31 protein-coding genes and 1 pseudogene are annotated in these 25,790 nt (G+C 51.8%); 5 read left to right on the plus strand and 27 right to left on the minus strand.

Features of this window, described 5'->3' with window-relative positions; all coding sequences use genetic code 11:
* Window positions 1–154: 154 nt before the first annotated feature.
* The 10 genes from ACFSW5_RS14915 to ACFSW5_RS14960 form a co-directional block, all read right to left on the minus strand.
* Window positions 155–505 carry a cold-shock protein gene (locus ACFSW5_RS14915; RefSeq protein WP_379274541.1) on the minus strand — a complete coding sequence of 117 codons (351 nt, stop codon included), beginning with the start codon at window positions 503–505 and terminating at the stop codon, window positions 155–157.
* Window positions 506–798: 293 nt separating this feature from the next.
* Window positions 799–1,152 carry a cysteine-rich VLP protein gene (locus tag ACFSW5_RS14920; protein ID WP_379274543.1) on the minus strand — a complete coding sequence of 118 codons (354 nt, stop codon included), beginning with the start codon at window positions 1,150–1,152 and terminating at the stop codon, window positions 799–801.
* Window positions 1,149–1,418 (minus strand): hypothetical protein, encoded by a 270-nt coding sequence (locus tag ACFSW5_RS14925; RefSeq protein ID WP_379274545.1) that lies wholly within the window; start codon window positions 1,416–1,418, stop codon window positions 1,149–1,151. Before ACFSW5_RS14925 ends, ACFSW5_RS14920 begins: the two co-directional genes overlap by 4 nt.
* 178 nt (window positions 1,419–1,596) lie before the next feature.
* The gene (locus ACFSW5_RS14930; protein WP_379274547.1) at window positions 1,597–1,821 is read right to left on the minus strand and encodes a helix-turn-helix transcriptional regulator; all 225 of its coding nucleotides are present in this window, start codon (window positions 1,819–1,821) and stop codon (window positions 1,597–1,599) included.
* A 94-nt stretch (window positions 1,822–1,915) separates the two neighbouring features.
* On the minus strand, window positions 1,916–2,584 hold the full coding sequence (locus ACFSW5_RS14935; RefSeq protein WP_379274549.1) for a hypothetical protein: 669 nt from the start codon (window positions 2,582–2,584) through the stop codon (window positions 1,916–1,918).
* A 19-nt stretch (window positions 2,585–2,603) separates the two neighbouring features.
* Complete coding sequence (locus tag ACFSW5_RS14940) at window positions 2,604–4,394, minus strand: hypothetical protein (protein WP_379274552.1); 1,791 nt, start codon at window positions 4,392–4,394, stop codon at window positions 2,604–2,606.
* A gap of 339 nt (window positions 4,395–4,733) precedes the next feature.
* Window positions 4,734–5,246, minus strand: a complete 513-nt coding sequence (locus ACFSW5_RS14945) for a DUF3102 domain-containing protein (protein WP_379274554.1) — start codon at window positions 5,244–5,246, stop codon at window positions 4,734–4,736.
* Between the two features lie 254 nt (window positions 5,247–5,500).
* Window positions 5,501–5,827 carry a LytTR family transcriptional regulator DNA-binding domain-containing protein gene (locus ACFSW5_RS14950; RefSeq protein ID WP_379274556.1) on the minus strand — a complete coding sequence of 109 codons (327 nt, stop codon included), beginning with the start codon at window positions 5,825–5,827 and terminating at the stop codon, window positions 5,501–5,503.
* A 65-nt stretch (window positions 5,828–5,892) separates the two neighbouring features.
* Window positions 5,893–6,201 carry a hypothetical protein gene (locus ACFSW5_RS14955; RefSeq protein ID WP_379274558.1) on the minus strand — a complete coding sequence of 103 codons (309 nt, stop codon included), beginning with the start codon at window positions 6,199–6,201 and terminating at the stop codon, window positions 5,893–5,895.
* Window positions 6,202–6,609: 408 nt separating this feature from the next.
* Window positions 6,610–6,852: a hypothetical protein gene (locus ACFSW5_RS14960; RefSeq protein ID WP_379274560.1), complete on the minus strand. Its 243-nt coding sequence runs from the start codon at window positions 6,850–6,852 to the stop codon at window positions 6,610–6,612.
* Window positions 6,853–6,995: 143 nt separating this feature from the next.
* On the opposite strand from ACFSW5_RS14960, the gene ACFSW5_RS14965 reads away from it, so the two are divergent.
* The 5 genes and pseudogenes from ACFSW5_RS14965 (at window position 6,996) to ACFSW5_RS14985 (ending at window position 9,455) form a co-directional block, all read left to right on the plus strand.
* A complete protein-coding gene (locus ACFSW5_RS14965) occupies window positions 6,996–7,244 on the plus strand; it encodes a helix-turn-helix domain-containing protein (RefSeq protein ID WP_379274562.1) in 249 nt (82 codons plus the stop codon).
* A gap of 93 nt (window positions 7,245–7,337) precedes the next feature.
* Window positions 7,338–7,859: a PH domain-containing protein gene (locus ACFSW5_RS14970; RefSeq protein ID WP_379274564.1), complete on the plus strand. Its 522-nt coding sequence runs from the start codon at window positions 7,338–7,340 to the stop codon at window positions 7,857–7,859.
* 94 nt (window positions 7,860–7,953) lie between these two features.
* Window positions 7,954–8,082, plus strand: a pseudogene (locus tag ACFSW5_RS14975) (excalibur calcium-binding domain-containing protein); the annotation flags it as partial.
* Window positions 8,083–8,103: 21 nt separating this feature from the next.
* A complete protein-coding gene (locus tag ACFSW5_RS14980; RefSeq protein WP_379274567.1) occupies window positions 8,104–8,316 on the plus strand; it encodes a hypothetical protein in 213 nt (70 codons plus the stop codon).
* Between the two features lie 173 nt (window positions 8,317–8,489).
* Window positions 8,490–9,455 (plus strand): tyrosine-type recombinase/integrase, encoded by a 966-nt coding sequence (locus ACFSW5_RS14985; protein WP_379274569.1) that lies wholly within the window; start codon window positions 8,490–8,492, stop codon window positions 9,453–9,455.
* A gap of 361 nt (window positions 9,456–9,816) precedes the next feature.
* Here the strand turns inward: ACFSW5_RS14985 and spo0A are convergent, their stop codons facing one another.
* The 17 genes from spo0A to accB form a co-directional block, all read right to left on the minus strand.
* The gene (gene spo0A / locus ACFSW5_RS14990; protein WP_379274571.1) at window positions 9,817–10,632 is read right to left on the minus strand and encodes a sporulation transcription factor Spo0A; all 816 of its coding nucleotides are present in this window, start codon (window positions 10,630–10,632) and stop codon (window positions 9,817–9,819) included.
* 248 nt (window positions 10,633–10,880) lie between these two features.
* Window positions 10,881–12,212: a SpoIVB peptidase gene (gene spoIVB / locus ACFSW5_RS14995; protein ID WP_379275168.1), complete on the minus strand. Its 1,332-nt coding sequence runs from the start codon at window positions 12,210–12,212 to the stop codon at window positions 10,881–10,883.
* Window positions 12,213–12,330: 118 nt separating this feature from the next.
* Window positions 12,331–14,040 carry a DNA repair protein RecN gene (recN, locus tag ACFSW5_RS15000; RefSeq protein WP_379274573.1) on the minus strand — a complete coding sequence of 570 codons (1,710 nt, stop codon included), beginning with the start codon at window positions 14,038–14,040 and terminating at the stop codon, window positions 12,331–12,333.
* Between the two features lie 48 nt (window positions 14,041–14,088).
* On the minus strand, window positions 14,089–14,541 hold the full coding sequence (gene ahrC, locus ACFSW5_RS15005; RefSeq protein ID WP_379274576.1) for a transcriptional regulator AhrC/ArgR: 453 nt from the start codon (window positions 14,539–14,541) through the stop codon (window positions 14,089–14,091).
* Window positions 14,542–14,559: 18 nt separating this feature from the next.
* The gene (locus tag ACFSW5_RS15010; RefSeq protein WP_379274579.1) at window positions 14,560–15,021 is read right to left on the minus strand and encodes a hypothetical protein; all 462 of its coding nucleotides are present in this window, start codon (window positions 15,019–15,021) and stop codon (window positions 14,560–14,562) included.
* Window positions 15,022–15,259: 238 nt separating this feature from the next.
* Window positions 15,260–16,087, minus strand: a complete 828-nt coding sequence (locus ACFSW5_RS15015) for a TlyA family RNA methyltransferase (RefSeq protein WP_379274581.1) — start codon at window positions 16,085–16,087, stop codon at window positions 15,260–15,262.
* Window positions 16,088–16,106: 19 nt separating this feature from the next.
* The gene (gene dxs, locus ACFSW5_RS15020; protein WP_379274583.1) at window positions 16,107–17,999 is read right to left on the minus strand and encodes a 1-deoxy-D-xylulose-5-phosphate synthase; all 1,893 of its coding nucleotides are present in this window, start codon (window positions 17,997–17,999) and stop codon (window positions 16,107–16,109) included.
* Between the two features lie 130 nt (window positions 18,000–18,129).
* Entirely contained in the window at window positions 18,130–19,044 is a 915-nt protein-coding gene (locus tag ACFSW5_RS15025; RefSeq protein WP_379274586.1) for a polyprenyl synthetase family protein, read from the minus strand.
* Window positions 19,045–19,049: 5 nt separating this feature from the next.
* Complete coding sequence (xseB, locus tag ACFSW5_RS15030) at window positions 19,050–19,304, minus strand: exodeoxyribonuclease VII small subunit (protein ID WP_379274588.1); 255 nt, start codon at window positions 19,302–19,304, stop codon at window positions 19,050–19,052.
* Window positions 19,288–20,658 carry an exodeoxyribonuclease VII large subunit gene (gene xseA / locus ACFSW5_RS15035; RefSeq protein WP_379274590.1) on the minus strand — a complete coding sequence of 457 codons (1,371 nt, stop codon included), beginning with the start codon at window positions 20,656–20,658 and terminating at the stop codon, window positions 19,288–19,290. The genes xseB and xseA overlap by 17 nt, the downstream gene beginning before the upstream one ends.
* Window positions 20,659–20,666: 8 nt before the next feature.
* Window positions 20,667–21,521 carry a bifunctional methylenetetrahydrofolate dehydrogenase/methenyltetrahydrofolate cyclohydrolase FolD gene (gene folD, locus ACFSW5_RS15040; protein ID WP_379274593.1) on the minus strand — a complete coding sequence of 285 codons (855 nt, stop codon included), beginning with the start codon at window positions 21,519–21,521 and terminating at the stop codon, window positions 20,667–20,669.
* A gap of 31 nt (window positions 21,522–21,552) precedes the next feature.
* Window positions 21,553–22,008 (minus strand): transcription antitermination factor NusB, encoded by a 456-nt coding sequence (gene nusB, locus ACFSW5_RS15045; RefSeq protein WP_379274595.1) that lies wholly within the window; start codon window positions 22,006–22,008, stop codon window positions 21,553–21,555.
* Window positions 22,009–22,194: 186 nt separating this feature from the next.
* Window positions 22,195–22,425: a DUF2273 domain-containing protein gene (locus ACFSW5_RS15050; protein WP_379274597.1), complete on the minus strand. Its 231-nt coding sequence runs from the start codon at window positions 22,423–22,425 to the stop codon at window positions 22,195–22,197.
* A gap of 14 nt (window positions 22,426–22,439) precedes the next feature.
* Window positions 22,440–22,997, minus strand: a complete 558-nt coding sequence (amaP, locus tag ACFSW5_RS15055; protein ID WP_379274600.1) for an alkaline shock response membrane anchor protein AmaP — start codon at window positions 22,995–22,997, stop codon at window positions 22,440–22,442.
* Between the two features lie 106 nt (window positions 22,998–23,103).
* Complete coding sequence (locus ACFSW5_RS15060) at window positions 23,104–23,514, minus strand: Asp23/Gls24 family envelope stress response protein (protein WP_379274603.1); 411 nt, start codon at window positions 23,512–23,514, stop codon at window positions 23,104–23,106.
* Between the two features lie 123 nt (window positions 23,515–23,637).
* Window positions 23,638–25,011, minus strand: coding sequence for an acetyl-CoA carboxylase biotin carboxylase subunit (gene accC, locus ACFSW5_RS15065; RefSeq protein WP_379274605.1), 1,374 nt, complete (start codon window positions 25,009–25,011; stop codon window positions 23,638–23,640).
* A gap of 59 nt (window positions 25,012–25,070) precedes the next feature.
* Window positions 25,071–25,574 carry an acetyl-CoA carboxylase biotin carboxyl carrier protein gene (gene accB, locus ACFSW5_RS15070; protein ID WP_379274607.1) on the minus strand — a complete coding sequence of 168 codons (504 nt, stop codon included), beginning with the start codon at window positions 25,572–25,574 and terminating at the stop codon, window positions 25,071–25,073.
* Between the last annotated feature and the right edge of the window lie 216 nt (window positions 25,575–25,790).

The raw sequence follows: 25,790 nt of genomic DNA on the forward strand, positions 1-25,790 counted from the left end.
GTTCGGTATCCGCGATCTCCCGATCGATTTCGCCTACTCGCGCGATTGCCGCGTACTTGGCTCGATCTGAAAGTGCGTGACGTCCGCGCACCCGCACGGCTTCGTATAGTTGAGCGCGTTCTTCGCGCAATTGTAGAATGCGATTTACGTCCAATTACTTCGCCTCCTTTACGAGCTGCACGTCTACGGCTTGCGGGCGCTTGGAACGTGCGTCAATGCCTTCCTCGTACGCTACCATAACTCCCTTTTTGATAAACGTTGCATTACCGTCGCTTACCTGGTTTACATGGAAGAATTGTCCGTGCTCGCCGATCCGACCGTAACCTTTATCGGCATTAAAAAATACTACCTTCCCGACGAATTTAGAGGGGCTAACCGGTTGGTAAACTGGTTTATTGCTTTCGCCACGGAAGCGTGATTTCGCTATCGATGGGCCGATCTTCGATAACACCTCCGCCATTTCCTCGTTCTGCAGGCCTTCCCATACGTTTGCTTCTTTGTACATTCGATTTCCTCCGTTTTGGTTTTTGTTGTTTAAGTAAGAGCGGCGCCATCATCCGGATTCTTTGGTCCGACGCATCCTCTCCAAAGGTTAACTCCCCGATCGCCTCTCCCGTTGATGACTCCGTTATGATTGCTCTCTTAGTCCAGGCGTTAATTGCTTCGATCGATGAAACGTAAAGCATGACGTTACCTCCTCCGAAAATAACGCTTTAGAACGCAAAACAGCGGAAAAGGTAGTTTCACCCTCCCGCTAAAGTTGAACGCCTAGACTGCCGCATAAATCACGCGATAGCCTTACTTTCCTCCGTTTAAAGCGTTACTCTCTCGGTATTTTCTTGCCCGTTTGTTTCGCGCTTTGCGAGCCGCTTCTACGCCGCAACCCGTACAGTAAATCTGCCGATTAGATTTACGCTCAAATGGCGACGAGCATTTACGGCAAACGTCCTCTTTCCCATCTGCTAAGCCGCGTTCGATTCGATACGCGCGTTCAAGTTTAGGATCGGTCGGAAGTACGCCTTCCTCAAAATAGCGGCAGCGGCCGCCGGACTGGCCGAAAAATACGCATTGACAATCGAGTAAGCAGCGATCCTCCGTCGACGTATCAAACGTTGCGCATTGGCGTTTGGCTAGCGATTGGAGGCGGTTCATAGCGCATCGACCTCCGCATTGTACGCTGCGAACGCCGCGGCATCCGTAGAATGTACGGCGACGCCGTCCGCGTTGAACAGTTCGCAATCGTCAGCAGCCTCATGTACTCCGGACCATATCGCATCGAGCGATGTATCAGCATCAGTTACCGGCCATGTAGCGGACTTGTACTCGTAGCGGTCGCCTGGCGCGTAAATACGTACGACGTGATTGCCGTCCTCAATCGTGTGCGAAACACGTATATAGCGTTCAAACTTCGTTTCCATTTCGATCTTCCTCGTTGCGGATCGTTGCGGTCTGCATCCGTCTCTTATTTTTATCCCGCGTGAAACCCGAGATTAAAGGCTCTCGTTCGCCCTTGACTTATGATGACGGTTGACGTAAAATTATATTGGGTTAATATACGTAATTCTTGCATAATAGCAAAAATTAAAGAGCACTGACCTACAGCGCCAGCTTACCAGAGTCTTTCGCGCGCCTTATTAATTCTAACATCTCGTCGGTTACGTCGAATGTCTGTGCAATTCTGATCCGCAAGTTATGGGAAACTGCACGACGTTCGTTCTCCACCGCTTCAATTAGCGATCTCGAAACTTTCAATGCCGCAGCAAATTCCGATTGGCTCATGTTCTTACTGATTCGGATAGCTCTTACCGCGTCTCCACTCATGCTACTGAATCTCCTTTCTGATTTGAAATGCTACAACACGGTAAATAAAATACCGGGGAGTCGCTCCCCTACATCTATACTTTTTTGTCGCCATTTAAAACCATCGAAGTTTTGCCCGCGTCCAAGCATTAAGCTTACGGCATGCCTCATCATCTTCGCTACCTGGTTTTCTCGACGGAATTTTACGGTTGCCCTCACCATAAAGCTCGCGCTGTCCTTGAATGAAGTCAATGAGTTCGGTCCTATGAGATACTTCGTACTTCCACGCAACCTTTAACATCTCATATTCGTCGAGCCAAAACGGATACTCATGCCACCAAGCGTAATGTTCCTCTCGCTTCGTCCTCTTGCGTTCTTTGCCCTCCAACAGCGCCTTATCCGCCCGCTGTTGTCGTCTTTGTAATGTCTTGATTCCGGTCTTACATTCGCTGCTGCATGTCCGCGTTGTATTACGCAAGCTACCGTCGCGGTAAGGATACCGACAGTACTCGCAATATTTAACACGCCGATCGACCGGTAAGTTAGTTAATAATTCACATATCACAGGCATCGCCTCATCACGCGTTAATCCAGCGACGAACTCGAGAGCGTACGTAACTGCACCGGTGCCGGGATCGATGTAATGTATCGGCTCCTTCCGTACGCGCTTAACGTGAGCGAGCGTTAACGGCACGCCGGCCGCTTCCGCATCTATAATCCGTTCGATAGCGTCAAAGTCACCGTTGTAATAAGCGTCTTCACGAGCAAGTGCGTATTGACTCATTCAGTCCCCTCCGCTTCATTTATAGTTTGCTGTAAAACGTCCGGTCCTTGATAACGCGATACTGGCGCATGGCCTCCACTACACGCGGGTCCTCCTGCAGCCGAGAAAATTGACGCGCCGAGATACCTAACGACTCATATATCTCCTTCGATTTAGTACGTTGACCGGACTCCATTTTCTGAAAATATCCAATCAAGTTATCCGCGTGCGTCACCTTTCCCGATAACCTCCGTAAAGGTGTAAATTCCCGACGAATAGAGCCAGGGAAGCTCTCGATTATCTTCCGTATGATCTCGCCGTCACGATGAAACAAGTAAACGTTAATCGGATACGTACTCGATCGCGGCCTAATGCGATGCACGTCTTGGATTCTCTCCGTTACGAGTTCGCCTGTCTTAAACGACTCGACGCGTGCGTCACTGTATCGAATGCCCGATATATTGATGTCATGATCCAACGGAAGCAGCTCGCTATATATAGCGCTCGCTACCTGCGGATAATACGTATCCCCTTTCAGTAGCCAACCGAGGAAGATTGCTGCATCACAATCCTTATACTCGTTCGTTGCCCGTCCGCTATCAAAGTGCTTCGTCAAAACAGCGCCGCACTCGATCTCCTCCGCTAACAACTCCTCAAGCCGCGAAAGATGCTCTTTATAAAAAACGACCATTGTCTTACGTTGTTTGGCCGCGATTTCCTTAACCATAGCCGCTACCTCGTCGAATGACTGCGGATGTGCTTCGAAGAACGACCGTGATAGATTTTCGCTCGGGCAGACGTTAAAATAGACGTTGCGGTATAGATGCGGTGTTGGCGCCTCGATAACGTCAAACTTATCAGAAGCGTAATACGGGTCGGTTTTTGCGGTCGCGTCCAGGATAAACGAGTTATACTGCGTCCACTCGTAATAAATCCGCTGCGAAACGGAAACCACGGGCACGCCTCCCCTCCGAAACGAAACCGCACCACCGAAACGTATAGCGCTCTCAAACGTTCCTAGCATGTCGAAATTATCGCCCTCGTAGTCGTCGCCCCAATCCTTACGCAGCTCCTCCGGTAACGTGTATTCGAAGTCAACCGGTTCGATCCGCGCCGCAACGCTGCAAGACTCGATCTCATGACGTAAACGCTGCGCATATTCGAGAAACTCGCGGAAGTAGTTCGCCTCTTTTCCGTTGTATTTACGTAGGCCGATCGCCCGCACATCGACGATTAAGCGATTAACGTCCTCTACCGATACGGAATGATTACGCGTTATAACCGGTCGTTCATCGATAATAAGTAACCGCCGCGGCCGCCGTTGTCGATCTCCGTCATAGAACGAAGAGAACCGGTCCAACAAACGCATAGAAGACTGACGCGCGAGCATCTCCGCTGTCATAATGACGACCGGATAATACGCCTGACGTTCGAATTGCTTCCGGTACGATCTATACGTCATCTGCAGCGGATCATATCCGCGTATGGCAAACGCTCGACGATAACGGACTTGTTCGCGTCCGTCTTCGGTTAAATTACGGTTAATTGCAACAGATAGCGCTTCAACTTCGTCGCGTTTTTGCTTTACGATGATCGCGCCAAAGTACGGATCGCTGGCGGTTTTATGACGTAGGAATAGTTCTAATAACGTTGACTTACCGAAGCCACATTCCGCTGCAAATACGATCGGATTCGGATTCGTACGTTCGGATTGCCAAGCGGCCGAAATTAAACTTACGAATTCGAGATCGCCGTGACTTACGGTCTGGCCGCGCGATTGCATTAACGTAGAAAACTCGTGAGTAACAGCGGGTAATTGAATAGCGTTCATTTTCCGTTCCTCCTCCGTTATTAAAAGAATGGCGTCGTACCTCCGCCCCGTATCCGAGGAAAACCGCCTCGTATCCGGACATATGGTATTTTCACGTCGGTATTTATGCGTTGATGTAGTGAGACATTGAAAAAAGTTGTTCCGGACGCGATAGCGGACGGGCAAGGCCGTAAGGCCGCGTGAGTGTATCAGCGCAAAAATTCGGACATAACTCTATAGAATATCTTATAAGAACGTGTCCGTTTTTTTTCGGATGATGGCGTAATGGCCACGCTCTCATTAGCTCGCGATTACCTGACTTCGCGTACCATTTCGTGAGCTCGGCGGTCGCTGGCGGATTTATAGCGTTTGATTGCTTCGATAAAGGACATAGAATGGCACCTCCTTCATAGGTTTATAAGACCCCGCACGTTCCTCCGCCTCCTTTAACGCCTTCTTAACTTCGCGCGGCTCGCGTACGGTCATTTCGTCTACCGTTTTGACTGCGCCGGATGACGGAATTGTGTGCGGCTTGGAGACGAACTCTGCGCGGTCGATATCATGCGGGAGTGATAGCATTTCAAATATTTTCCCAACATCCAGTCTCAAAACGGTAGACGTCTGCCGATTTCCGAATTGTTCATACGCCTGCATCATCGCACGAGCGGTGCGCGGTACGATATCGATCGAATGCAGCCAATGTTCCCACTGACCGTGAGCTAAGTCGTTCTCCTTAACGTGCTTCAACCGACGCCCAATCTCGAATATCGCTTCACCTGCGATTCTTTTATACGTGTTAATTTCTGCGGTTATGAGCTTCCCTATAAATGGTGACGACGGCCGATTCGATTTCGCACACCTCCCTACGTACAAAGTCGTTTTAACTTGGCGTTTTTCGCGTGCTAGCAGAAAAAAAATTTTTCTCCTACGGTATTATTCGTGGTCTGGATGTCGTTTCGCACAACTTTCGAATATTTTTACCTACCGTATTATCTGCGCCGTAAGTATCATCTCGCACACTTTTCGTTAAATTTTTTTAAAAAGTGAAACGTATGTTCGCACCCTCCGTATTACTACTCAAAAGCAAGCGCCCGACAAGGCGGCAACCGAGCCGAGCGCACTTTTCGTTAAGCTGAGCGTTTCTTTAGTACCTTCTTACGGGAGAGAGCCACCGGCGCCTGGTGCACCTCTCCAAAATGCAACACGGATAACTCATCGTCGTAAAACGTTGCCTTGGCCGGCTGCGCAATAAATCCGCGCTCGATGCGCTCGAAACCGTTCTCCGCTAAGAAACGTTCCTGCTCATCGAGTGTGGAAATCTGCGCGAACACGCCGGCTTCCGTCTGGTAACGTAATACACCGCCTTCCACGAATGTATAAAAAACGTCGGCAAGGTCAACGTAAACGATTTCAAATGTAGTCTTGTTAGCGCGCTTTACGACTGGTAGCCGCATAGTCCTCACTCTCCTGTGCGTTATGAATTTGCGGATTGGCTTTCCGCGAGCAACAGGCGCGTCAATTACCCGCGCCCCGTCGCTTTCGGCTCGGAGCCACCGGAGCCATCGTCGGGCGGAAATGTCATCAAAAGCGAGTCAACAACGTCATACGACCGGCCGCGCCATCGAAACGCCCCGTCGAGGCCTCCGAAATGGTTGCGTTGGCCCGTAAACGAGCCAAGCAAGACCGCGGCGCCGACGTAACGATCGGAGTCCGGACGCTCAGCCCACGTTAGGAATGCGTTAAGCACGGCGTCGGCCGCGTCGGATGCGTAAAGATAGATCATGTGCACCGTATCAATGGGGACGTAATAAGCGGGCACGTTATTCATAGGCCAGCGCTCCTCTCCGCTTCAATCCGAACGTCGAGCGCAGCCTTATACGCAAGCAAGCGGTTATAACGTGTAGCTGGCGGTAAGTACGTGGACATGCGGCGGAAATATGCGTAACGTTGCGCCTGGTATGCGTTCATTTTGCGTAACAGATACGCGATGCGGCGAACGGTCTTATTCATGCGGAAACACCTCCGTGTAGTAACGTTGATTCCCGAAAATCACGTAAACTCCGTGCTCGTCGGTATGGCGCTCTTTATCCCGCAGGAGTAACGTAGGACCGACGTAAATAGGCAGAATGTTATAGCGCCGGCTCATCGTAAAACCTCGCCAAAAGCGCCGCGAATGAACTCACCGACGAGAGCACCAAGCACGCGCGCGATGTATCGGCCGCGAACGGTACGACGATTAGATGGCGTCTGCAGCGATTGGAGTACAAGCATCGAACGTCACCTCCTTCGCGGGCAGAACACCAAGAGCACGAAGTTGAACGTCGTTAACTCGTACGGTGCCGAGCGTCTTATTCGGAGCGATACCGGTTGTGCGGATAAAAAAGCGTTGTTGCGATACGAAAGATACTGGCGTTGGGCGATCGAGAATAGATACGAAGAAGAGTCCGTCGGGACGGAGAACATAGCGCAAACGGTGCATAAAAATAGCCTCCTATATCGTTTTGAGTTTAACGTTTTGGGTTGTGTTTACCTGAATTATATAGCCTTTTAAGTTAAACGTCAACCGTTAGTTTATGTTCATTCGAAATTCATTTATAATTGCTCTAAGTGAGGTGCAAACGAATGGGAGTCGTCTTCAAACTGGAATCCTTCTTGGACAAACACAAGATAACAAAGAACGCTTTAGCTCGTGAGGCCAAAGTAAGGCCCAACACGATCTATGAGATTTGTAACGGTGAAGCGAAAAGAATCGAGTTAAAGACGTTCAATGAAATCATGGCTACGTTAATTCGTCTTACAGGCGAAAAAGTGCCGCTTTCGGATATAATCGATTACATACCTGACAGCAACGACAAGACCGCGAACCAGTAGTTTGGACGCGGTTTTATTTTTCTAAATGAAGTTAAAGGGGTTTTTTATTTATTGTCGAAAAGGTAATAAAATCCTATTTTACGGAGGGTCAAAATGCCTACATTAGACGAGATTCAGCAGCAAATTAAGAGCCTGGACGGAGTAAGTAAATTTTTCGGCAGAAGGGAAATTAAGGAGTTGCCCGCCATTCTGTGGCAGGATGAAGCCGTAGAGCGGATCGTTCAGGGGCTTTATAACAACGGCAACGGTTTGCTCGTCGGCACTAATAAACGCCTAATCTTCGTCGATAAAGGCGTATTCAAACTACGTGTTGAAGACTTCCCGTACGATAAATTGACGTCGATTCAGTACGAAACCGGCCTTATGTTCGGAGAAATAACGATCTTCGCATCCGGAAACAAGGCAGTTATTAAGAATATCGAAAAGCAGCAAGTGCGTAATTTCGCGGAAGGTGTTCGCGCTAAGATATCGAGCGGTGGCAACGCTAAGTCCGAAGCGGCTCCGGCCTCTGACGATAGCATTGTGCAATTGGAACGTTTAGCGCAGTTGAAAGCAGCGGGGATACTGACCGAGGAAGAGTTCGCGGCGAAAAAGCGCCAAATTCTCGGATTATAATGACGCGTTTAACGTCGCTCCTTCATCTCTATACCGCGTCCGATCGATGAGATAACGGAAGATGACGGAATAACAGCGGTTAAGGTTACCAGCCTCGAACGTTACGTACGCGAATTGCACGGCGGTACGTGAAGCCGGCAAAGCTCCGTTATATAAAGGTGATCCCGGTTATAGTACGAAATTGGACCGCGACGGCGACGGAGTAGCGTGTGAGGCTTCGTAATTTATAAAAGGCAGGGTACAAATGGACAAATTTTCACCTGAAGTAAAAGCAATTATCGAAAGATTGGAAATCCATAGACGTAAAAAAGAAGAAATTTTAAAGCAAGGAAATATAACACAAGAGGTACGGTCAGACTCTATCGGTAGAGTAGCAGCATTATCACACGCTATCACAGAATTACAGCACCTTTACCAAACTGGTCAAGTAAAGCCTGATAAAGACGATATTAATTAAAAAATAAACTTGAATGACGCTCATCAAACAGCTATTGCGTTGGTGGGCGTTTTCTTTGCGTAAATTAGCGTTAATCCTCGTTAGATTTCGTCAGAATTTCGCTTCAATACGTTAAAGCATAAAATAACTCTTACGTGTAATACTGTAACAAAACCGCGTAGGAGGAATTAAAAATGACAAGAAGAAAAAACAGTATTCCTGTTAATTTCACACTTAATGAAGGCGATACGCCAGCATCTAACATTCATCTGGCGATTAACTCATTTCTTAAGACATGTAGGGCCAAAAATTTAGCCGACCATACGATGAAGTATCACGCGAACGCCTCAAAAATCATCATTCGCATGATGACGTATCACGGTTTAAAACGAACAGATGAAATTACGAAGGACCACGTTATTGACTTCGTTAATTACCGTCAGGAATGCGGAATCCGTCCGGCATCGATCAATCAAAATTTGCGCTCATGGCGAGTATTCGGAACGCATATGGTTGAAATCGGCGTTCATGAGACGAACCAATTCAACTTAGAACCACTGAAAGTCGAACGGTTATTTATTAAAACGTTCAGCGACGATCAGCTCGCCGTACTTTTAGATACTCCCCGTAAAAACGAGTTCGTCGGATTTCGTGATTATGTATTAATGCTGTTGTTCATCGAAACGGGTATTAGATTAAACGAAGCTTTAATGATTAAAATTTCGGATATTGATTGGCGGCGTGGCACGATAAAGGTATACGGTAAGGGGCGTAAGGAACGCGCTGTTCCCTTCCAGGCAACGTTAGAGAAACACCTTCAAAATTACGTGCGGCTACGCGGAAAATTAGATCACGATTTCCTTTTCGTCAGCATCGATAATAAGCCGCTAAAGGCGCGATCGGTTCAGGACAATTTGCGCAAATACGGCCGGCTTTCGCGGATTAGGGACGTAAATGCAACTCCGCACGTTTTCCGCTACACTTTCGCTCGACTCTACATCCAAAACGGAGGTGATCCGTTTTCGCTCAAAAATTTGTTGGGCCACACAACTATTGCGATGGTTAACCATTACGTAGATATGTGGGGCACAGATACAGCAGAGAAACATGCAAAGTATTCACCGCTAGAGGGTTTGAAATATAAAGGAGATTTACGTTAAAATCACAGCATTCTAGCGGCGTTGATACCTAACCCCTACCGTTACCCCTCCGCACGGCTTAGCGTGGCTATACGCGGCGAAAACGAAGGAATAACGACTAAGAGCTCCGTAGGTATCCGTTATAGTAACGTGATATCTTTCGGAGCTCTTTTTACGAACAAATGTTTGAGTTTGTCCGTGGCATCGTGTATGATAACGATAACTAAACGTTCAACAAATACGCGCAGAAAACGAGGTGAAATCCGCAAAGGTTTATCGATATTGCAGCGTCAAAGTTTATCGGAACGATGACGCTATAACGACCGCAAATTCACCGTTTCAGCAAACGTTGTGTGACCGAAAAGCCGCACCGTTACGCCAACTACGACACCTTGTGCTCAATCCGCAGCTTGTCGGCGACCATCGCGATGAATTCGCTGTTCGTCGGCTTCGACTTGCTGATGTTGATCGTGTAGCCGAACAGATGGCTGATGCTGTCGATGTTGCCGCGCGTCCAGGCGACTTCGATCGCGTGGCGAATGGCGCGTTCGACGCGGGACGGCGTCGTTTTGAACTTTTCCGCGATAGCCGGATAAAGCGTCTTCGTAATCGCGCCCAAAATTTCGATGTTGTTGTACACCATCGTAATCGCTTCGCGCAAATATTGGTACCCTTTAATATGCGCGGGAACGCCGATTTCATGAATGATGCTTGTAATGTTGGCGTCAAGGTTTTTGCCTTTGGACATCGGCACCACGTTCGATTTTATGCTGGAGGTGCTTGTAGACGAATAAGTTGCCGAAGTTGCAAAAGAAGAATTGCCGACAAGCTGGCGAATGCGGTTAGCCAAAATTTCCATATCAAAAGGCTTTAGGATGTAATACGAGGCCCCTAGCTGAACGGCCTTCTGCGTAATGTTCTCTTGGCCGAACGCCGTCAACATGATGATTTTCGGCATTGGCTGCAGGTTCATGTCCCTTAAGCGTTCCAGCACGCCCAATCCGTCCAAGTGCGGCATAATGATATCAAGAATAAGAATGTCGGGCACTCTGCTCGCCTGCTCGAGATGCCGCAACACTTCTTCTCCGTTATAAGCTACGCCACTGATGTTCATATCGCTTTGTTCGGATATGTACTCGGATAATAGATTCGTGAATTCGCGGTTGTCATCTGCCAAAAGCACTTCAATCTTATGCAAGGTTTGGTCCTCCCTTAAATATAATTTATGAATTCCCTTCCCTTAGCTGTCTTGCTTATACTTTCGACATGCCGGCCTTAATTCCTTCTGTCGAATAATTTTAATTTTCTTTTTTACGAAAAAACGTTATAATAAATATTTTATTACATGAAGTGATTTCGTTCGATGTTTTTCGACATGCGTCAGAAGCCACGAAAGAAAAATCCGCTGTCAGAACCGAGGCGCAGCCTAACAACGGATTGTATTCATTATGCGGCAACTTCCTTGCTTGACGGTTTTGGAGCTTTAACCAAGATGCCCGCGTCCTGCAGCATCCATTCGATAAAGCAGCCGTATCCCGAAGACGGATCGTTCACAAAAACGTGGGTGACGGCGCCGACAAGCTTGCCGTTCTGCAATATCGGGCTGCCGGACATGCCTTGCACGATGCCGCCTGTTTTGCTTAACAGACGTTTATCCGTAACTCGGATAACCATCCCTTTCGTAGCCGGCATTTGCTGCTTTGAGACATGGACGATCTCGATATTGAACCGTTCGACCTTCTGTCCGTTTACGACCGTTAAAATTTCGGCCGGACCTTCCTTCACTTCCTCCGCGAAAGCTACCGGTACCGCTCGGTCGCTGTAGCTATGGACGGGCTGTTCGTTCATTTTGCCGAAGATGCCGAAGGATGTATTTCGTTCCACGTTGCCAAGCACTTTGCTTTCTTTCACGAATTGGGCTCTTTTTTCGCCGGGTTCGCCGTTTTGGCTTTTATTGATCGACATGACCCGGGATTGGAGTATTTCGCCGTAACCTACCTCGATTGGCGTTTGCGTGTCCATATCCGTAATGACATGACCCAATGCGCCGTAAACCCCTTGCTCGGGCGCATAAAAAGTTAACGTCCCGACGCCCGCTGCGGAATCGCGGATATACAGCCCCAATCTCCAAGCTTGATCTTCTATATCATATTCCGGGTATAAATTCGTTTGAAGAATCTTTCCATTCCGTTTATAAGTCAAATTCATCGGCTGTTTCGATAATCCGGCTTTCTCTACAAGCTTGCCGACTTTCTGCACTTCGTGGATAGGCTCTCCGTTTATGCTCGTAATCAAATCGCCTAAACGAAGGCCCGCCTTCTCGCCGGGAGAATGCTTGACGCCGCTGCGGTCCGTTACCAAATGATGACCTACAACCAATATGCCGGCCGATTTTACTTTAACGCCAATCGTTTGTCCGCCCGGAATCACTTTCAGATCAGGCATTACGCTTACTTTAACGGTCTTGAAAGGAATCGTTCCAAACAATTTCACTTTCATGCTTGTTTGTCCCGTACGGTTAGGCTTTAAGGATAACGGTTCGTTCAGATTGACCGAAAGCGAATTTTTGGCTGTGCCGTTAACCTGCAATATTCGCGGATCAACCGTTACTTCTGCATGAACCGGAACTCCGTACTGCAGTCGTTTCATCTGGCCGGAGAATAAACGAAGTTCATTCGGGATTGCGGCAAAATGCTGAAACGGGGTGGAGATTCCGACCATGCAGACGAGAAAAACGAGAACAAGTCCAAACCATCTCATCCGGTTTCCGGAGTTCAATGTTTTCACGCTCCCTGTATTCCGTCGCATGACGAAGTCATTTCGCCGTTGGCGTACCTTTAAGTTACCCCGCACCAACTGTTTTATGACCACAAAAACATTCCCGAATTACCTCTCATTACGCTCCTTTTTGCCGGTAAGCCAAATCGAGCATTTCTTGCGCATGATGGCGCGTTTTTTCGGTGACTTCTACGCCGCCGAGCATTCGCGCAAGCTCCTCGATTCGGCTATCGCCGACTAATTGCTTGACAAATGTAGAAGTGCGTTCTCCCGTTACCTGCTTCCGGATTTCATAATGATGATCCGCCATGCACGCCACCTGCGGCAAATGCGTGATCGAGAAAATTTGGCAGCGGGACGAAAGCTGCGACATTTTCTCCGCGATCGCCTGCGCCGCGCGGCCGCTTACGCCGGTATCCACTTCGTCGAATACGAGGACGGGCACTTGGTCGATCTCGGCGAATATGCTTTTTAGCGCCAGCATAATCCGCGACATCTCCCCGCCGGATGCGATTTTGTTCAGCGGCTTTAACGGTTCGCCCGGATTCGTCGAAAGCATAAATACGACTTCGTCGATGCCGCTCGCGTTCAACTGAACGATATTGTCCTCCTGATCTCGTTTCGTGTGGTCGATCTGCACTCTGAATTTCGTATTGCCCATCAGCAGGCTGCCAAGCTCGTTTTCGATTGCCGCAGACAATTGAAGCGCGGCGTGAATCCGCATTTGGGACAGCTGCTCCGCCAGGGCGATCGCTTCTTCGAACAATCGGTTTTCTTCCTGCTGCAGCTTCTCGAGATGCTCATCCCTGTTTTCGATTTTGTCGCGCTCCTCGACCGTCCGTTCCAAATAAGCCAATATATCCGGAATTGTCTCGCCGTATTTGCGCTTCAAGCTGTTAATGAGGTCAAGCCGATCTTCTATGTACGCAAGCCGTTCCGGGTCCGATTCGATGCCGTCCCGGTAATTCCGCAGCTGATACGCCGCATCTTCGGCTTGGTAATAGGCGGATTGCAGCTGCTCCAGAAGCGGCGACAATACGGATTCATCGTACTTCGCGACGTCCGACAGCTTCGAGATGGCTTTGCCGAGCGCGTCTAGCGCATGGCCGTCATACAGCAGCGAATACGATTCCGAAATGCCGTCCATCCGTTTGCTTGCGTAAAGTAGTTTGCGCTTCTCTTCGGCCAACGATTCATCTTCGCCGGGCTTCAGCTTGGCGTTTGAGATCTCTTCGATCTGAAACCGGAATAAGTCCAGCATCTGCACGTTATGACGAGCCGACTCCTCCAGCTCCCGCCTTTCCGCCCGCTTCCCCTGCAGCTTGGAGAACACCTCTCTATAATTGCTTTTCAATTGAAGGAGCTCTTGGCCTGCGAACAGATCCAGCCACTCCAGATGGCGCTCGGTCTTCAGCAGCGATTGATGCTCGTGTTGGCCGTGGATGTTCACAAGGCATTCGCCGATATCCCGCAGCATCGTCATCGTAACAAGCTGGCCGTTCACGCGGCTGCTGCTTTTGCCTTGCGAGGACAGCTCCCGGCGTATAACCAGCATTTCGTCCGGTGAAGCCTCTATGCCGAGCCGGTTTAGGACCGACCAGACCGGATGCGACGGCTTTACGTCGAACATCCCTTCCATCTCGGCCTTGTCGCATCCGTAGCGGACCATGTCCGCCGAACCTCGTCCCCCAACGATGAGGCTTAACGCATCGATAATGATCGATTTGCCCGCCCCGGTTTCACCGGTCAGAACATGAAAGCCTTCATGAAACGATACATGGACTTCTTCGACGACAGCTAAATTCCGTATTGACATTTCGCGCAGCATTCGGTAGCAGCCTCCCACATGATCTTCAAAGCAAAATAGTATGATCCATCATTCCAGCATGGCGACAAGCCTGTCCACGATTTGGCCGCTTTGCTCCTTCGTCCGGCAAATGATGAGGATCGTGTCGTCGCCGCAAATCGTTCCCATCACTTCCGTCCATTCCATGTTGTCGATCAAAGCGCCGATCGCGTTCGCCGTCCCCGGAAGACATTTCATCACAACCAAATTTTCCGTAAAATCGATATGCACAAAGTTGTCGAGCATCGCCCTCTTCAGCTTGTTGACGGGATTCAACCGCTGCTGATCCTGCGGGAGCGAATATTTGTAGGCTCCGTCTCCCGTAGGCACCTTGACCAGCATCAGCTCTTTCATATCCCTCGATACCGTCGCCTGCGTCACCTGCAAGCCGGAGGCGCGCAAAGCTTCGACAAGCTCTTCCTGCGTCTCGATTATTTGCGTGGAAATAATTTCTTTAATTTTAAATTGTCGCGTGCTTTTCATGAGATCCTCCCAAGCGTTCTATTCCGCATAATGAAACTTTATTTTCCTCAATATCTTTTCCTTTACGTCCAGGAACAATATGCCGTCGCATTCCGGCAATAAAAGCGAGTAAACGAACAGCCTGTCCCTGACGCCGCTGCCTGTCCAGTCCATCGGCATCCGTTCTCTCGCCGTCTTTACGATGTACAGTTCCCCGTCCGCCGACTCCGCGATGTAATCGATATACAAACGGCTCTCCAGCGTCTCGTCGTCCAGCTCGATCGTGATCGGCACCCGATGCTTGCCCGACTGCACTTCGTAACCTGCCGCCTCGAGAAACAAAATATTCTCGTCGTCCGGGTCCAGCTTCGCGCCTGCTCCCAGCGTAACTTTGCTTACTTGTGCAGGCTGATGAAGCCACCTGTAAAATGAGCGGAAAAGCCATAATGCCAGCAGGCCGCCGGCGACCAGCATAATGAACCATTCACCGTATACTCCCATTTACCGAAACTCCTCCATTGCCTGACGAGAATTTTCTTGTCAATAGGTTCGATACGACGCCATAAAATTCCTGTATGCAGCGAATAAAGCGAACGCTTGTTTGGTTTTTTCTTCAGTGTACCAAATCTAAACGCGTGCTGCAAGATGAATCCGCTGCGGTTAATCGGCGATTAAAAAAAGGGACCCTGTCGCTCTCCGTCACGTACCGGAGTGCAGGCTCCCTAATGCCATATGAATCTTACCGGCTTGAGAACGTATCCGCCGCTTGCTTCACGACGGCAGGCACGATGTCGTCGAGTTCCGCCGGAGCGGAACTTGGCTCCCCTTCCCAAATCCAATAAGCCAAAAATTCGATATTCCCTTCCCCTCCGGTAATCGGCGAAAAGGTGAGCGCCTCCAGCTTGTATCCCGACTCGGCCGCAAACGTCAACACTTGACGAAGCACTTCTTCATGCACGTTCGAATCGCGCACGACCCCCGACTTGCCGACCTTCTCCCGTCCGGCTTCGAATTGCGGCTTAATTAACGCGACGGTGCCCGATCCTTGCTGCAGCAGACCCGCCAAAGCGGGCAAGATCAGCTTAAGCGATATAAAGGACACGTCGATCGTCGCGAATGTCGGTCTCGGACCGTCGAGGTTCTCCGGCTGCATATAACGGAAATTGGTCCTTTCCATCACCTTAACGCGATCGTCCTGCCTAAGCGTCCAATCCAGCTGATTGTAGCCGACGTCGATCGCATAGACGTATGACGCGCCGTTCTGAAGGGCGCAATCGGTAAAACCGCCGGTCGAAGCGCCGATGTCGAGCATCACTTGGCCGGTCATATCGATGCCGAAGGTCCGTATCGCCTTCTCGAGCTTCAGTCCTCCGCGGCTTACGTAAGGATGAAGGGCTCCCTTCACTTTAATGTCGGCGTCCCGCGCGACCTTCATGCCGCCCTTGTCGACAGGTTCGTCGTTTACGAGCACAAGGCCGGCCATCAAGGCCGCCTTCGCTTTCACTCTGCTGTCAAAATATCCGCGCTCCACCAGTAGCACGTCGATCCGTTCTTTCGCTGTAGTCATCGTTCTCCTTGCCGCTGGCCTACTTGCCCGCGCTGCGAATCATGCGGCGGGTCATCATCGCCTTCAATTCCGACGCTACCCGCTCGCCCGTCAGGCCAACCTCTTCCCGTTGTTCTTTAATTGTAGCATGCTCGACGAAAATGTCCGGTACCCCGATTATTCGAATCGGAAGTCCATGCCGTCCGTGCAAAGAATAAAACTCCAGCACGGCGCTGCCAAGTCCTCCAAGGACGGAGCTTTCGTCCAGCACGATCATAGGCTTGCCTTCGTCCGCCAACCCAAGCAGCATTTTCTCGTCCAGCGGCTTAATAAACCGCGCGTTGACGATTTTTACGGTAACGCCTTCCCGCTTTAACTGCTCGGCCGCTTCCTCCGCCACTTGCAGCATCGGCCCGATTGCGACGATAACGGCGCTGTCGCCTTCGCGAACCGTTTCCCAAACGCCGATCGGCAGCGGTTCCAGCGCCGAATCGATTTTGACGCCCAAGCCGTTCATGCGCGGGTAGCGAACGGCGATCGGCCCGTCATTGTAGTCGACGGCCGTCTTCATCATCCGGCGCAGCTCGTTTTCGTCCTTCGGCATCATAATGACGATGTTCGGAATATGACGCAAGAAGGCGATATCGTAAACGCCCTGGTGCGTCTCGCCGTCCGGCCCGACGAAGCCCGCGCGGTCGATCGCGAACACGACGTTCAGGTTCTGACGGCAAATATCGTGCACGACCTGATCGTAAGCCCGCTGCAGGAATGTCGAATAGACGGCGAATACCGGTTTCATGCCTTCGAGCGCAAGCGCTCCAGACAACGTGGCGGCATGCTGCTCGGCAATCCCGACATCGATCATCCGTCCCGGGAAACGGTCGGCGAATTTGAACAAGCCCGAGCCGCCAGGCATTGCAGGGGTAATCGCGACGATTCGGTCGTCCTTCTCGGCAAGCTCGATCAGCACTTGTCCGAATACATCGGTGTACGTCGGCGGAACGACGACTTTCATGCCTTTGTTGCTTTCCAGCTTTGGACTTATGCCGTGCCATTTGTACGAATCTTGCTCCGCAGGCACGTACCCTTTGCCTTTCAGCGTAACGGCGTGAACGAGCACGGGACCGTTAACGGAGTCGGCTTGCTTAAAAATTTCAAGCAATTGCTGAATGTCGTGGCCGTCCACCGGCCCGAGATACGTAAGCCCGAATTGCTCGAACAATACGCCGTGAACAAGCAAATATTTAATGCTGTCTTTCACCCGGCTCGATACTTTGGCGAATTTGCCGCCGACAGCGGGAATTTTGTTCAGGAACTGGCTCAGCTCCTCCTTCGCCTTCTGGTAGTGGCGATCGGAGCGTATTTTGCCCAAATATTGATGCAAAGCTCCGACGTTCGGAGCAATCGACATTTCATTGTCGTTCAGCACGACGATCATTTTGCGCTTCTCGTGGCCGATATGGTTCAACGCTTCAAGCGCCATCCCGCCGGTAAGAGCGCCGTCGCCGATCATCGCGACGATCCGGTTATGCTCGCCTTTGAAATCCCGGGCCAAAGCCATCCCCATAGCCGCCGACAACGACGTGCTGCTATGGCCGGCTTCCCACACGTCGTGCTCGCTTTCCGCCCGTTTAATGAAACCGCACAGCCCGTTCCGCATTCTGAGCCTGTCGAAATCTTGTTTGCGTCCGGTCAAAATTTTGTGCACATAGGATTGATGTCCAACATCGTATATAAATTTATCGTTCGGGCTGTCGAACAAGTAATGCATCGCAAGCGTCAGCTCGACTACGCCCAAATTTGAAGCTAAATGGCCTCCGGTTACGGAAAGCTTCTCGATAAGAAACTGACGGATTTCATCGGCCAGCTGATCCAGTTGTTGAACGGTCAAACTTTTAAGATCGGCCGGCCCGTTGATATGATCTAGCAGCACGTTACTTCCTCGCTTTCCGAAAGCGGCAAAGCCGCTGTCCAATAAACGTCATCTCTTTACATAAACTTATTGTACCACATATCCGCGAATGTTTAGCAACCTTGGGAGTCCAAGGCGCCGATCGCGAGCTTCAATGGTCGCGGTGCACGAGATAGTCCGCGATTTCCAGAAGCTTCTCCGGCAACGGCAAATTCGCTTCCAAAATGGCCGATTTCGCTTCCTGGGTCAGCATTTCGACTTGCGCCTTGGACTGCTCGATGCCGATCAAATAAGGATAGGTCACTTTATTTTGCGTGACGTCGCTGTTCGTTTTTTTGCCGAGCTTCTTCTCGTCGCCGATCAAATCGAGAATATCGTCCTGGATCTGGAACGCCAGACCGATATTGCGCCCGTACGTTTCCAGAAGATCCAGCTGGCGTTTGTCCGCGCCGCCCGCTCTGGCGCCCGCCTTCAGCGAAAAAACGATCAGATCGCTCGTTTTATGCAGGTGGATATATTCCAGCTCTTCGATGGTCGTGATTCCCTGCTCGCCGAGCATATCCGCCGCCTGTCCGCCGACCATTCCTCTTGCTCCGGCCAGAACGGCCAGCTCTTCCGTCATGTCGAGGGCGGCTTCCGCGCTGACCGCTCCTTGGCGCGCCGCTTGGGCGATTAAATAAAACGCGTGCGTCAGGAGGGAGTCCCCGGCCAAAATGGCCATCGCCTCGCCGAATACTTTATGATTCGTCGGCTTGCCGCGCCGGAAGTCGTCATTGTCCATCGCCGGCAAATCGTCATGTATCAAAGAGTACGTATGGACGTACTCGATGGCGCAAGCGATCGGCAGCGCCGCATCCGCCGCTTCGGCCTTTCCGCTGACCGCTTCCGCAGCGGCCATGACGAAGGCGGGACGGAGACGTTTGCCTCCCGCCTCGAGGGAATAGGCCATCGCTTCCCGCAGCCGGCTTGGCACCTGCCATTCGGCGGGCAGACAGCGGGTAAGCGCCGCCTCGACTTTAGCCGCCCGTTCGGCCAAATAAGCTTTTATTCCGGCAAATTGCTCCAAAGCCGTTATTCCCCTTTATCCTCGTTTGCCGGCGCAAACGGTTTTTTCTGAAAGCCTTGTTCCGTTTCGATTAACATTTCGATTTTACGCTCTACTTGTTCGAGCTTGCCGCCGCACAGCCGGGACAGCCTCATCCCTTCCTGAAACAGCTCGATCGCTTTCTCCAGGGGGACGTCTCCGCTTTCCAGCTGGGCGACGATCGCCTCCAGCTGCTCCATCGCCGCTTCAAAGCTGATTTCTTGATTATCCGCGATTGCCATCGTCTCCCGCTCCTCTCATCGACCATACATGGCAGTCCAGCTCGCCGTCCGAAAGTTTCACTTTCACCATGTCGCCCGGCTGGACGTCGCCGATCGTTTTGATCAGCCGGTCTTCTTTTTCATCATATACAAGACTATAGCCCCGCGACATAATTTTGAGGGGGCTGAGCGCATCCAACTGCTTGATCGTCCCGGCCAGTTGAAGCCGGTTCTGCTTTACGATCGATTGCATCGATTGCTCCAGCCTGCGGCTCGCTCCCCGCAGCCTCATCGCGGCATAGGCCGCCTGCTCGCCGGGATGATGCGCTGCAAGCTGCGCATGCAGCCTCGTCAACCGCTCCCCGCCTCGCTCCGCTTGCCGGCGAATGAGCTCGCCGAGCCGTTCGCGCAGCCGGTCGTGCCGCTGCGCCTGCTCCAGCAAATATTTGCGAGGGTGAACGAAATACGGCGAACGGCGAACCGCGGCGAGCCTTTCCTTGCCGCTTTGCGTCTGAAGCTGAACGGCATGCAAAAGCCTGCTTCGCAAATGCGCCAGCTGCTGCTGCAGCTCGACAACGTGCGGCACGGCCAGCTCCGCGGCTGCGGTCGGCGTAGCCGCGCGAAGATCGGCCACAAAATCGGCGATCGTAAAATCGGTCTCATGACCGACGGCGCTTATAATCGGAATGGATGATGCCGCTATGCTTCTCGCTACCTTCTCTTCGTTAAATGCCCAAAGCTCTTCCAGCGACCCGCCGCCGCGGCCTACAATTAATACGTCGACTTCGCCGAAACGATTCATGGTTTCGATCGCTTTCGCAATCGAACCGGCGGCTTGCGTTCCTTGAACGAGCACCGGATACACGTAAATCGGAACGGCCGGATGCCGTCTCTGCAGCGTAATGATAATATCTCTGACCGCCGCGCCGGTCGGCGAAGTAATGACTCCGACCGCCTTCGGAAACTTCGGTATCGGCCGCTTCCGCTGCGCCGCGAACAGTCCTTCGGCCTCCAGCTTCCCTTTCAGCTGCTCGAAGGCCAGATACAAGCTGCCGATGCCGTCCGGCTGCATCGCAGTGACATAAAATTGATAATTGCCGTCCCGCTCGTAAACCGATATATTTCCCCGTGCCATAACCTTGCTTCCTTCGCGCGGGATAAAAGGCAGCTTCTGGTTGTGGGATGCGAACATAATGCACTTCAACCGGCTGTCTTTGTCCTTGAGGGTGAAGTACATATGACCGCTCGAATGATGCGTATAGTTTGAAATTTCGCCGCGCAGCCATACGTCGCCCAGCAGCAAGTCCGATTCCAGCTTCATTCGAATATAGCGGTTGATTTCTTTGATCGAATAGATGCGCGGCTGCTCCGCCATTTAACCGATCACTCCCCGTGAGCCCGTTTGGCCGCCGTAATCGTATTGTTCATCAGCATCGTAATCGTCATCGGCCCGACTCCGCCCGGCACCGGCGTAATGTAGCCTGCCGTTTCCAGACAAGCCTCGTAATCGACGTCTCCGGCAAGCTTGCCGTCCGGAAGCCGGTTGATGCCTACGTCAATGACAACGGCTCCCGGCTTCACATAAGAGGCGCCGATCGCCTTCGGCTTGCCGATCGCTACGACCAGAATGTCCGCTTGACGCGCGATTTCCTCCATATTCGCCGTACGCGAATGGCAGATCGTCACGGTTGCGTTTTCGCGGAGAAGAAGCATGGCCACGGGTTTGCCTACAATATTGCTGCGCCCGATCACGACGGCATGCTTGCCCGCGATATCGCATCCGCTGCGCTTGATCAGCTCGATAACGCCGGCCGGCGTACATGGAAGCAGGCTGTCGTCCCCGATAACCAGATTGCCTACGCTTTGCGGATGAAAGCCGTCGACGTCCTTCTCCACGCGGATCGCATCGATAACCGCCTTCTCGTTAATATGTTTAGGCAGCGGGAGCTGAACGAGAATGCCGTGTATCGACTCCTGATTGTTCAGCTTGTCGATCAGCGCAAGCAGCTCGGCCTCCGTCGTTTCGGCAGGCAAACGATGAACCTCCGAATAGAAGCCGAGCTGCTGGCACGCCTTCTCCTTGGAGCCTACGTATACTTTCGACGCCGGATCGTCGCCTACAAGCACGACAGCGAGGCCCGGGACGATACCTTTGGCGATAAGCCTCGACGCCTCCGCTTTAATTTCTTCCCGGATTTGATCCGAAATTTTTTTCCCTTCGATAACTTGTGCGCTCACAGCAATCCTCTCCTTACGATTGATAGATTGTCTATTCCTTGCGGGATCTCAATTCGTCTACGCCTTGCAGCAGCTTGCCAAGCACGCCGTTGACGAATTTGCCGGATTCCTCGGTCCCGAAATGCTTCGCCAGCTCGATCGCCTCGTTCGTTGCCGCTTTAGGGGGAACATCGTCCCGGAAGACGATTTCATAACAAGCGAGCCGTAAAATTTGGCGATCGACGCGCGATAGGCGGTCGACCTGCCAGCCGGTCAAAAACTGCTGCAGCATGCCGTCGATCGCCTGTTTCCTTTCCGTTACGCCAAGCACCAATTCGGTCGCGAATTGCTCCGTCGCTTTCGCTTCGGCAGGCTTTGCCCCGAGCTCGTTGTCCTGGCCGGCCGCTTCCTCCATAATCATCGCGATCGCTTCCTGAGGGGATACCTCGTTCATCTCCATTTGATACAAGCTTGATACTGCAATTTCGCGAGCTAATCTTCGTTTCATGATACCTCCGCGGCATAAGCCGATATATAATGTTGCTGCCCCTGTCCTTGTCCAAGACGGCGCGGTTGTGACGCAAGACCGGTTTGACGCGTACGGTCTTACGTCTTGAATAAACCTATGGCCTCCTCCCTGCCCCGAAAACTGCTGGAGGCATTCCTTATCCGGAGTACGGAGGAGACCACAGGGTTACTTATACAGCCTGATTTTGTTCGATAAATACTGCCATATCCGCCGCAGCGGGACGAGAGGATCCTGCCGCAGCTCCTTCTGCTTCCCGATCCAATAACCGGCGGAGACAAGCAATCCTACAACCAGCATGTCCCAAAATCCGGAAATTAAATAAATGATGCCGAAAAACAACCCGGCGGCGGCGCCGAGCACCCTTTTCCCGCAGGATGCCAAGAACTCTCTCCACATCGGCTCTTCCACCTCTATTCGACCCGGCTTTTATAGGTGTTGGTTTGAATGATATTCGCCACGAACACGGAAACGTTGGTAACCGGAATGCCGGCAATTTCCTCGACGTGCTGCTTAACGGCCTTCTGAATCTCTTCCGTCATGGTCGGGATCGACGTCTCGCCGTCCACCACGGCGCGCAGCGTAATATCAAGCCCCGAATCGGCGGCATGGATTCTTGCGCGCAAATCCTTCACGCCGCGTTGCCGGGAAGCCGCTTTAAGGGCAAGGTTCTCGATCGTTTCGATCGAAATGCGAATGTCCCCGAAATCCGTGCGCTGGTCGATCGAAGAAGCGGAAGATGAGCCTCTTTGCAGCGACAGTATAAAAAAGCGCAGGCTCAAAAGAAAAAGGACGATGCCAATGACCAGCAAGGTCACCTGCAGCGGCTCCGTCTCAAAAATCTCGCCGACCGCTTCGGAAACACCGGATTCGGGTATCCAGTTGAAGCCGATGCATACGAACACGATCGCAATGGCGGCCGTTATGATGCTGTAAAAAAATAAAAACAGCTTGTCCAAAATCCGAATCACGCTTACGCCTCCTGACGTCATTCCGAATGAAAACCCCCTTGCGCCGAGCGGCATGCCCATTCACGAGGGGGTTTATTTGAAAATATAAACGTTCCGCAAACCTCTCTTACTTCACCCGAACCGTATTCGTTTCTTCTTCTTCCGGCTTCTCGGCCGTCTTGAAATGGACGTCATGGATATGTACATTCACTTCTACGACCGTAAGCCCTGTCATCATCTCGATCGAGCGTTTCACGTTGTGTTGAATTTGTACCGCGATTTCCGGGATTTTGTTGCCGTACTCTACGATGATGGAAACGTCAATAGCCGCTTCGCGTTGACCGACTTCCACCTTTACTCCTTTGGAAAGGTTCTTGCGTCCAAGCAGCTCGGCGATTCCGCCGGCAAAGCCGCCGCTCATTCCGGCTACGCCTTCCACTTCGATTGTCGCAAGACCGGCGATAACCGCGATCACTTCAGGAGCAATCTGGATCGTGCCGATGTCCGTCTTCTCATAGTCTGCAGCAATTGTGCTCATAGCGTCTTTACACCTCCCAAAAATTGCGCGCTCGGCCTCTTAAACAGGCCGAGCATTGATCCGCGTCTTATTTCTATACTATATCATCAGGCTTGGATTATGACAAACAGTTGCTTGTTCGCTTTATCCTTTAACGATGCCTTCTTCCGGGTTGTTAACGTCGTATTCTTCAAGGAATTTGATGTCGAACGTGCCTTGAACGAACTTTGGATGATTCAGAAGCTTCTGATGGAACGGAATCGTCGTCCGGATGCCGTCGATCGCAAATTCCGCCAGCGCCCGTTTCATGCGGGCGATCGCCTCTTCGCGCGTCGCGCCCCAAACGATCAGCTTCGCGATCATGGAATCGTAATGCGGCGAAATCGTATAGCCCGGATATACGGCGCTGTCCACGCGCACTCCCGCACCGCCCGGCGGCAGGTAGAACGGGATGTTGCCCGGCGACGGCATGAAGCCGCGCTCGGAATCCTCGGCGTTGATCCGGCATTCGATGGACCAGCCGTTGATTTTCAGATCCTCTTGCGTGAACGAAAGCGGGTTTCCTTCCGCGACGGAGATCATTTCCTTGATCAGGTCCACGTTCGTGATCATCTCGGTAACCGGATGCTCAACCTGGATTCGCGTATTCATCTCCATGAAGTAGAAGTTGCCGTCCGGTCCAAGCAGAAATTCGAGCGTCCCCGCTCCCGAGTATTGGACCGCCAGCGCGGCGCGTACGGCCGCTTGACCCATCCGCTCGCGAAGCTGCGGGGTCATAACCGGGCATGGCGCCTCTTCGACCAGCTTCTGGCGGCGGCGCTGCACCGAGCAATCGCGCTCGAACAGATGCACGGCGTTGCCGTGCTTGTCCGCCATAATTTGGACTTCGACGTGCTTCATGCCCGTCAAATATTTCTCCAAATAAACGCCGGGGTTGCCGAACGCCTTCTCGGCCTCCTGCTGCGCCGTCGTAATTTGCTTGACGAGCGATTCTTCGTCCTCGGCGATGCGGATGCCTTTGCCTCCGCCGCCCGCGGTAGCTTTAATAATGACGGGATAGCCGATTTCGCGGGCCAGCCGGACCGCCTCGTCCAAGCTTTCGATCAAGCCGTCCGAACCCGGAATGACCGGAACGTCGGCTTCCTTCATCGTTTGCTTCGCAACCGATTTATCCCCCATTCGGCTGATCGCTTCGGAGGATGGGCCGATAAAGGTGATATTGCAAGACTCGCAAATTTCGGCGAAGTCGGCGTTCTCGGCCAAAAACCCGTATCCCGGATGGATGGCGTCGCAGCCCGTAAGCGTTGCCACGCTCATGATGTTCGTAAAATTCAAGTAACTGTCCTTCGACGGCGTCGGCCCGATGCAATACGCTTCGTCGGCCAGGCGAACGTGAAGGGAATCGCGGTCGGCCTCGGAGTAGACGGCCACTGTCGATATGCCAAGCTCGCGGCAAGCGCGAATAATGCGCACGGCGATCTCTCCGCGGTTAGCGATCAGTATTTTCTGGAATTTCAATTCCACTAGCCCCTTTCATACGGCAAAATCTGTTTACCACTCTCGTATAAGCGGCAAGCTTACTCCGTCTTCACGAGGAACAGCGGTTGTCCGTATTCGACCAGTTGGCCGTTCTCGACCAGAATTTCGACGATCTCGCCGCGTACTTCCGCTTCCAGCTCGTTCATCAGCTTCATCGCTTCCAGAATGCAAACGACGGTCTTCTCGTTCACGCGGTCCCCTTCTTGAACGAATGGAGCAGCGTCGGGAGACGACGCCCTGTAGAACGTGCCCACCATCGGGGACACGATCTTGTGCAAGGACGGATCGGCTTCGCGGGAAACCGCCGCCGGCGCTGCCGGCGCGGCAGGGGCTGGCGCGGATGCCGGAACGACCGCAGCTGCGTTGGAAACCGGCGCAGGTGCATATGTATGCGTGATCGGAGCCGTCTGCACGTTTACCACTTCCGCTTTGCCCGGCTTGCGGATCATGAGGCGAGCCCCTTCGTTTTCAATCTCCAGCTCATGAACGGAAGTTTGATCAACCAGTTTGATCAATTCTTTAATCTCGCTCAATTTGAACATGAATGTTTTTCACTCCTCGACATTTTCGGGCGCAACGGGATGCGCCGCTTGAACAATTCGGCAGACGCGCCGGAATGCCGGCGCGGCAGGTCCATAAACCGTTTTCTGCCATTTACTATTCGTATAACGTTAAATATTATAGCATAAACACGTCGGAACACGAATTATTTTTTGGACGAAGGGTCCCATTGCAAACCCGATTCCCTGTTTCCCCTC

The sequence above is a fragment of the Paenibacillus thailandensis genome (genome assembly GCF_042685365.1).
Taxonomy (GTDB): Bacteria; Bacillota; Bacilli; order Paenibacillales; family Paenibacillaceae; genus Paenibacillus_AP; species Paenibacillus_AP thailandensis.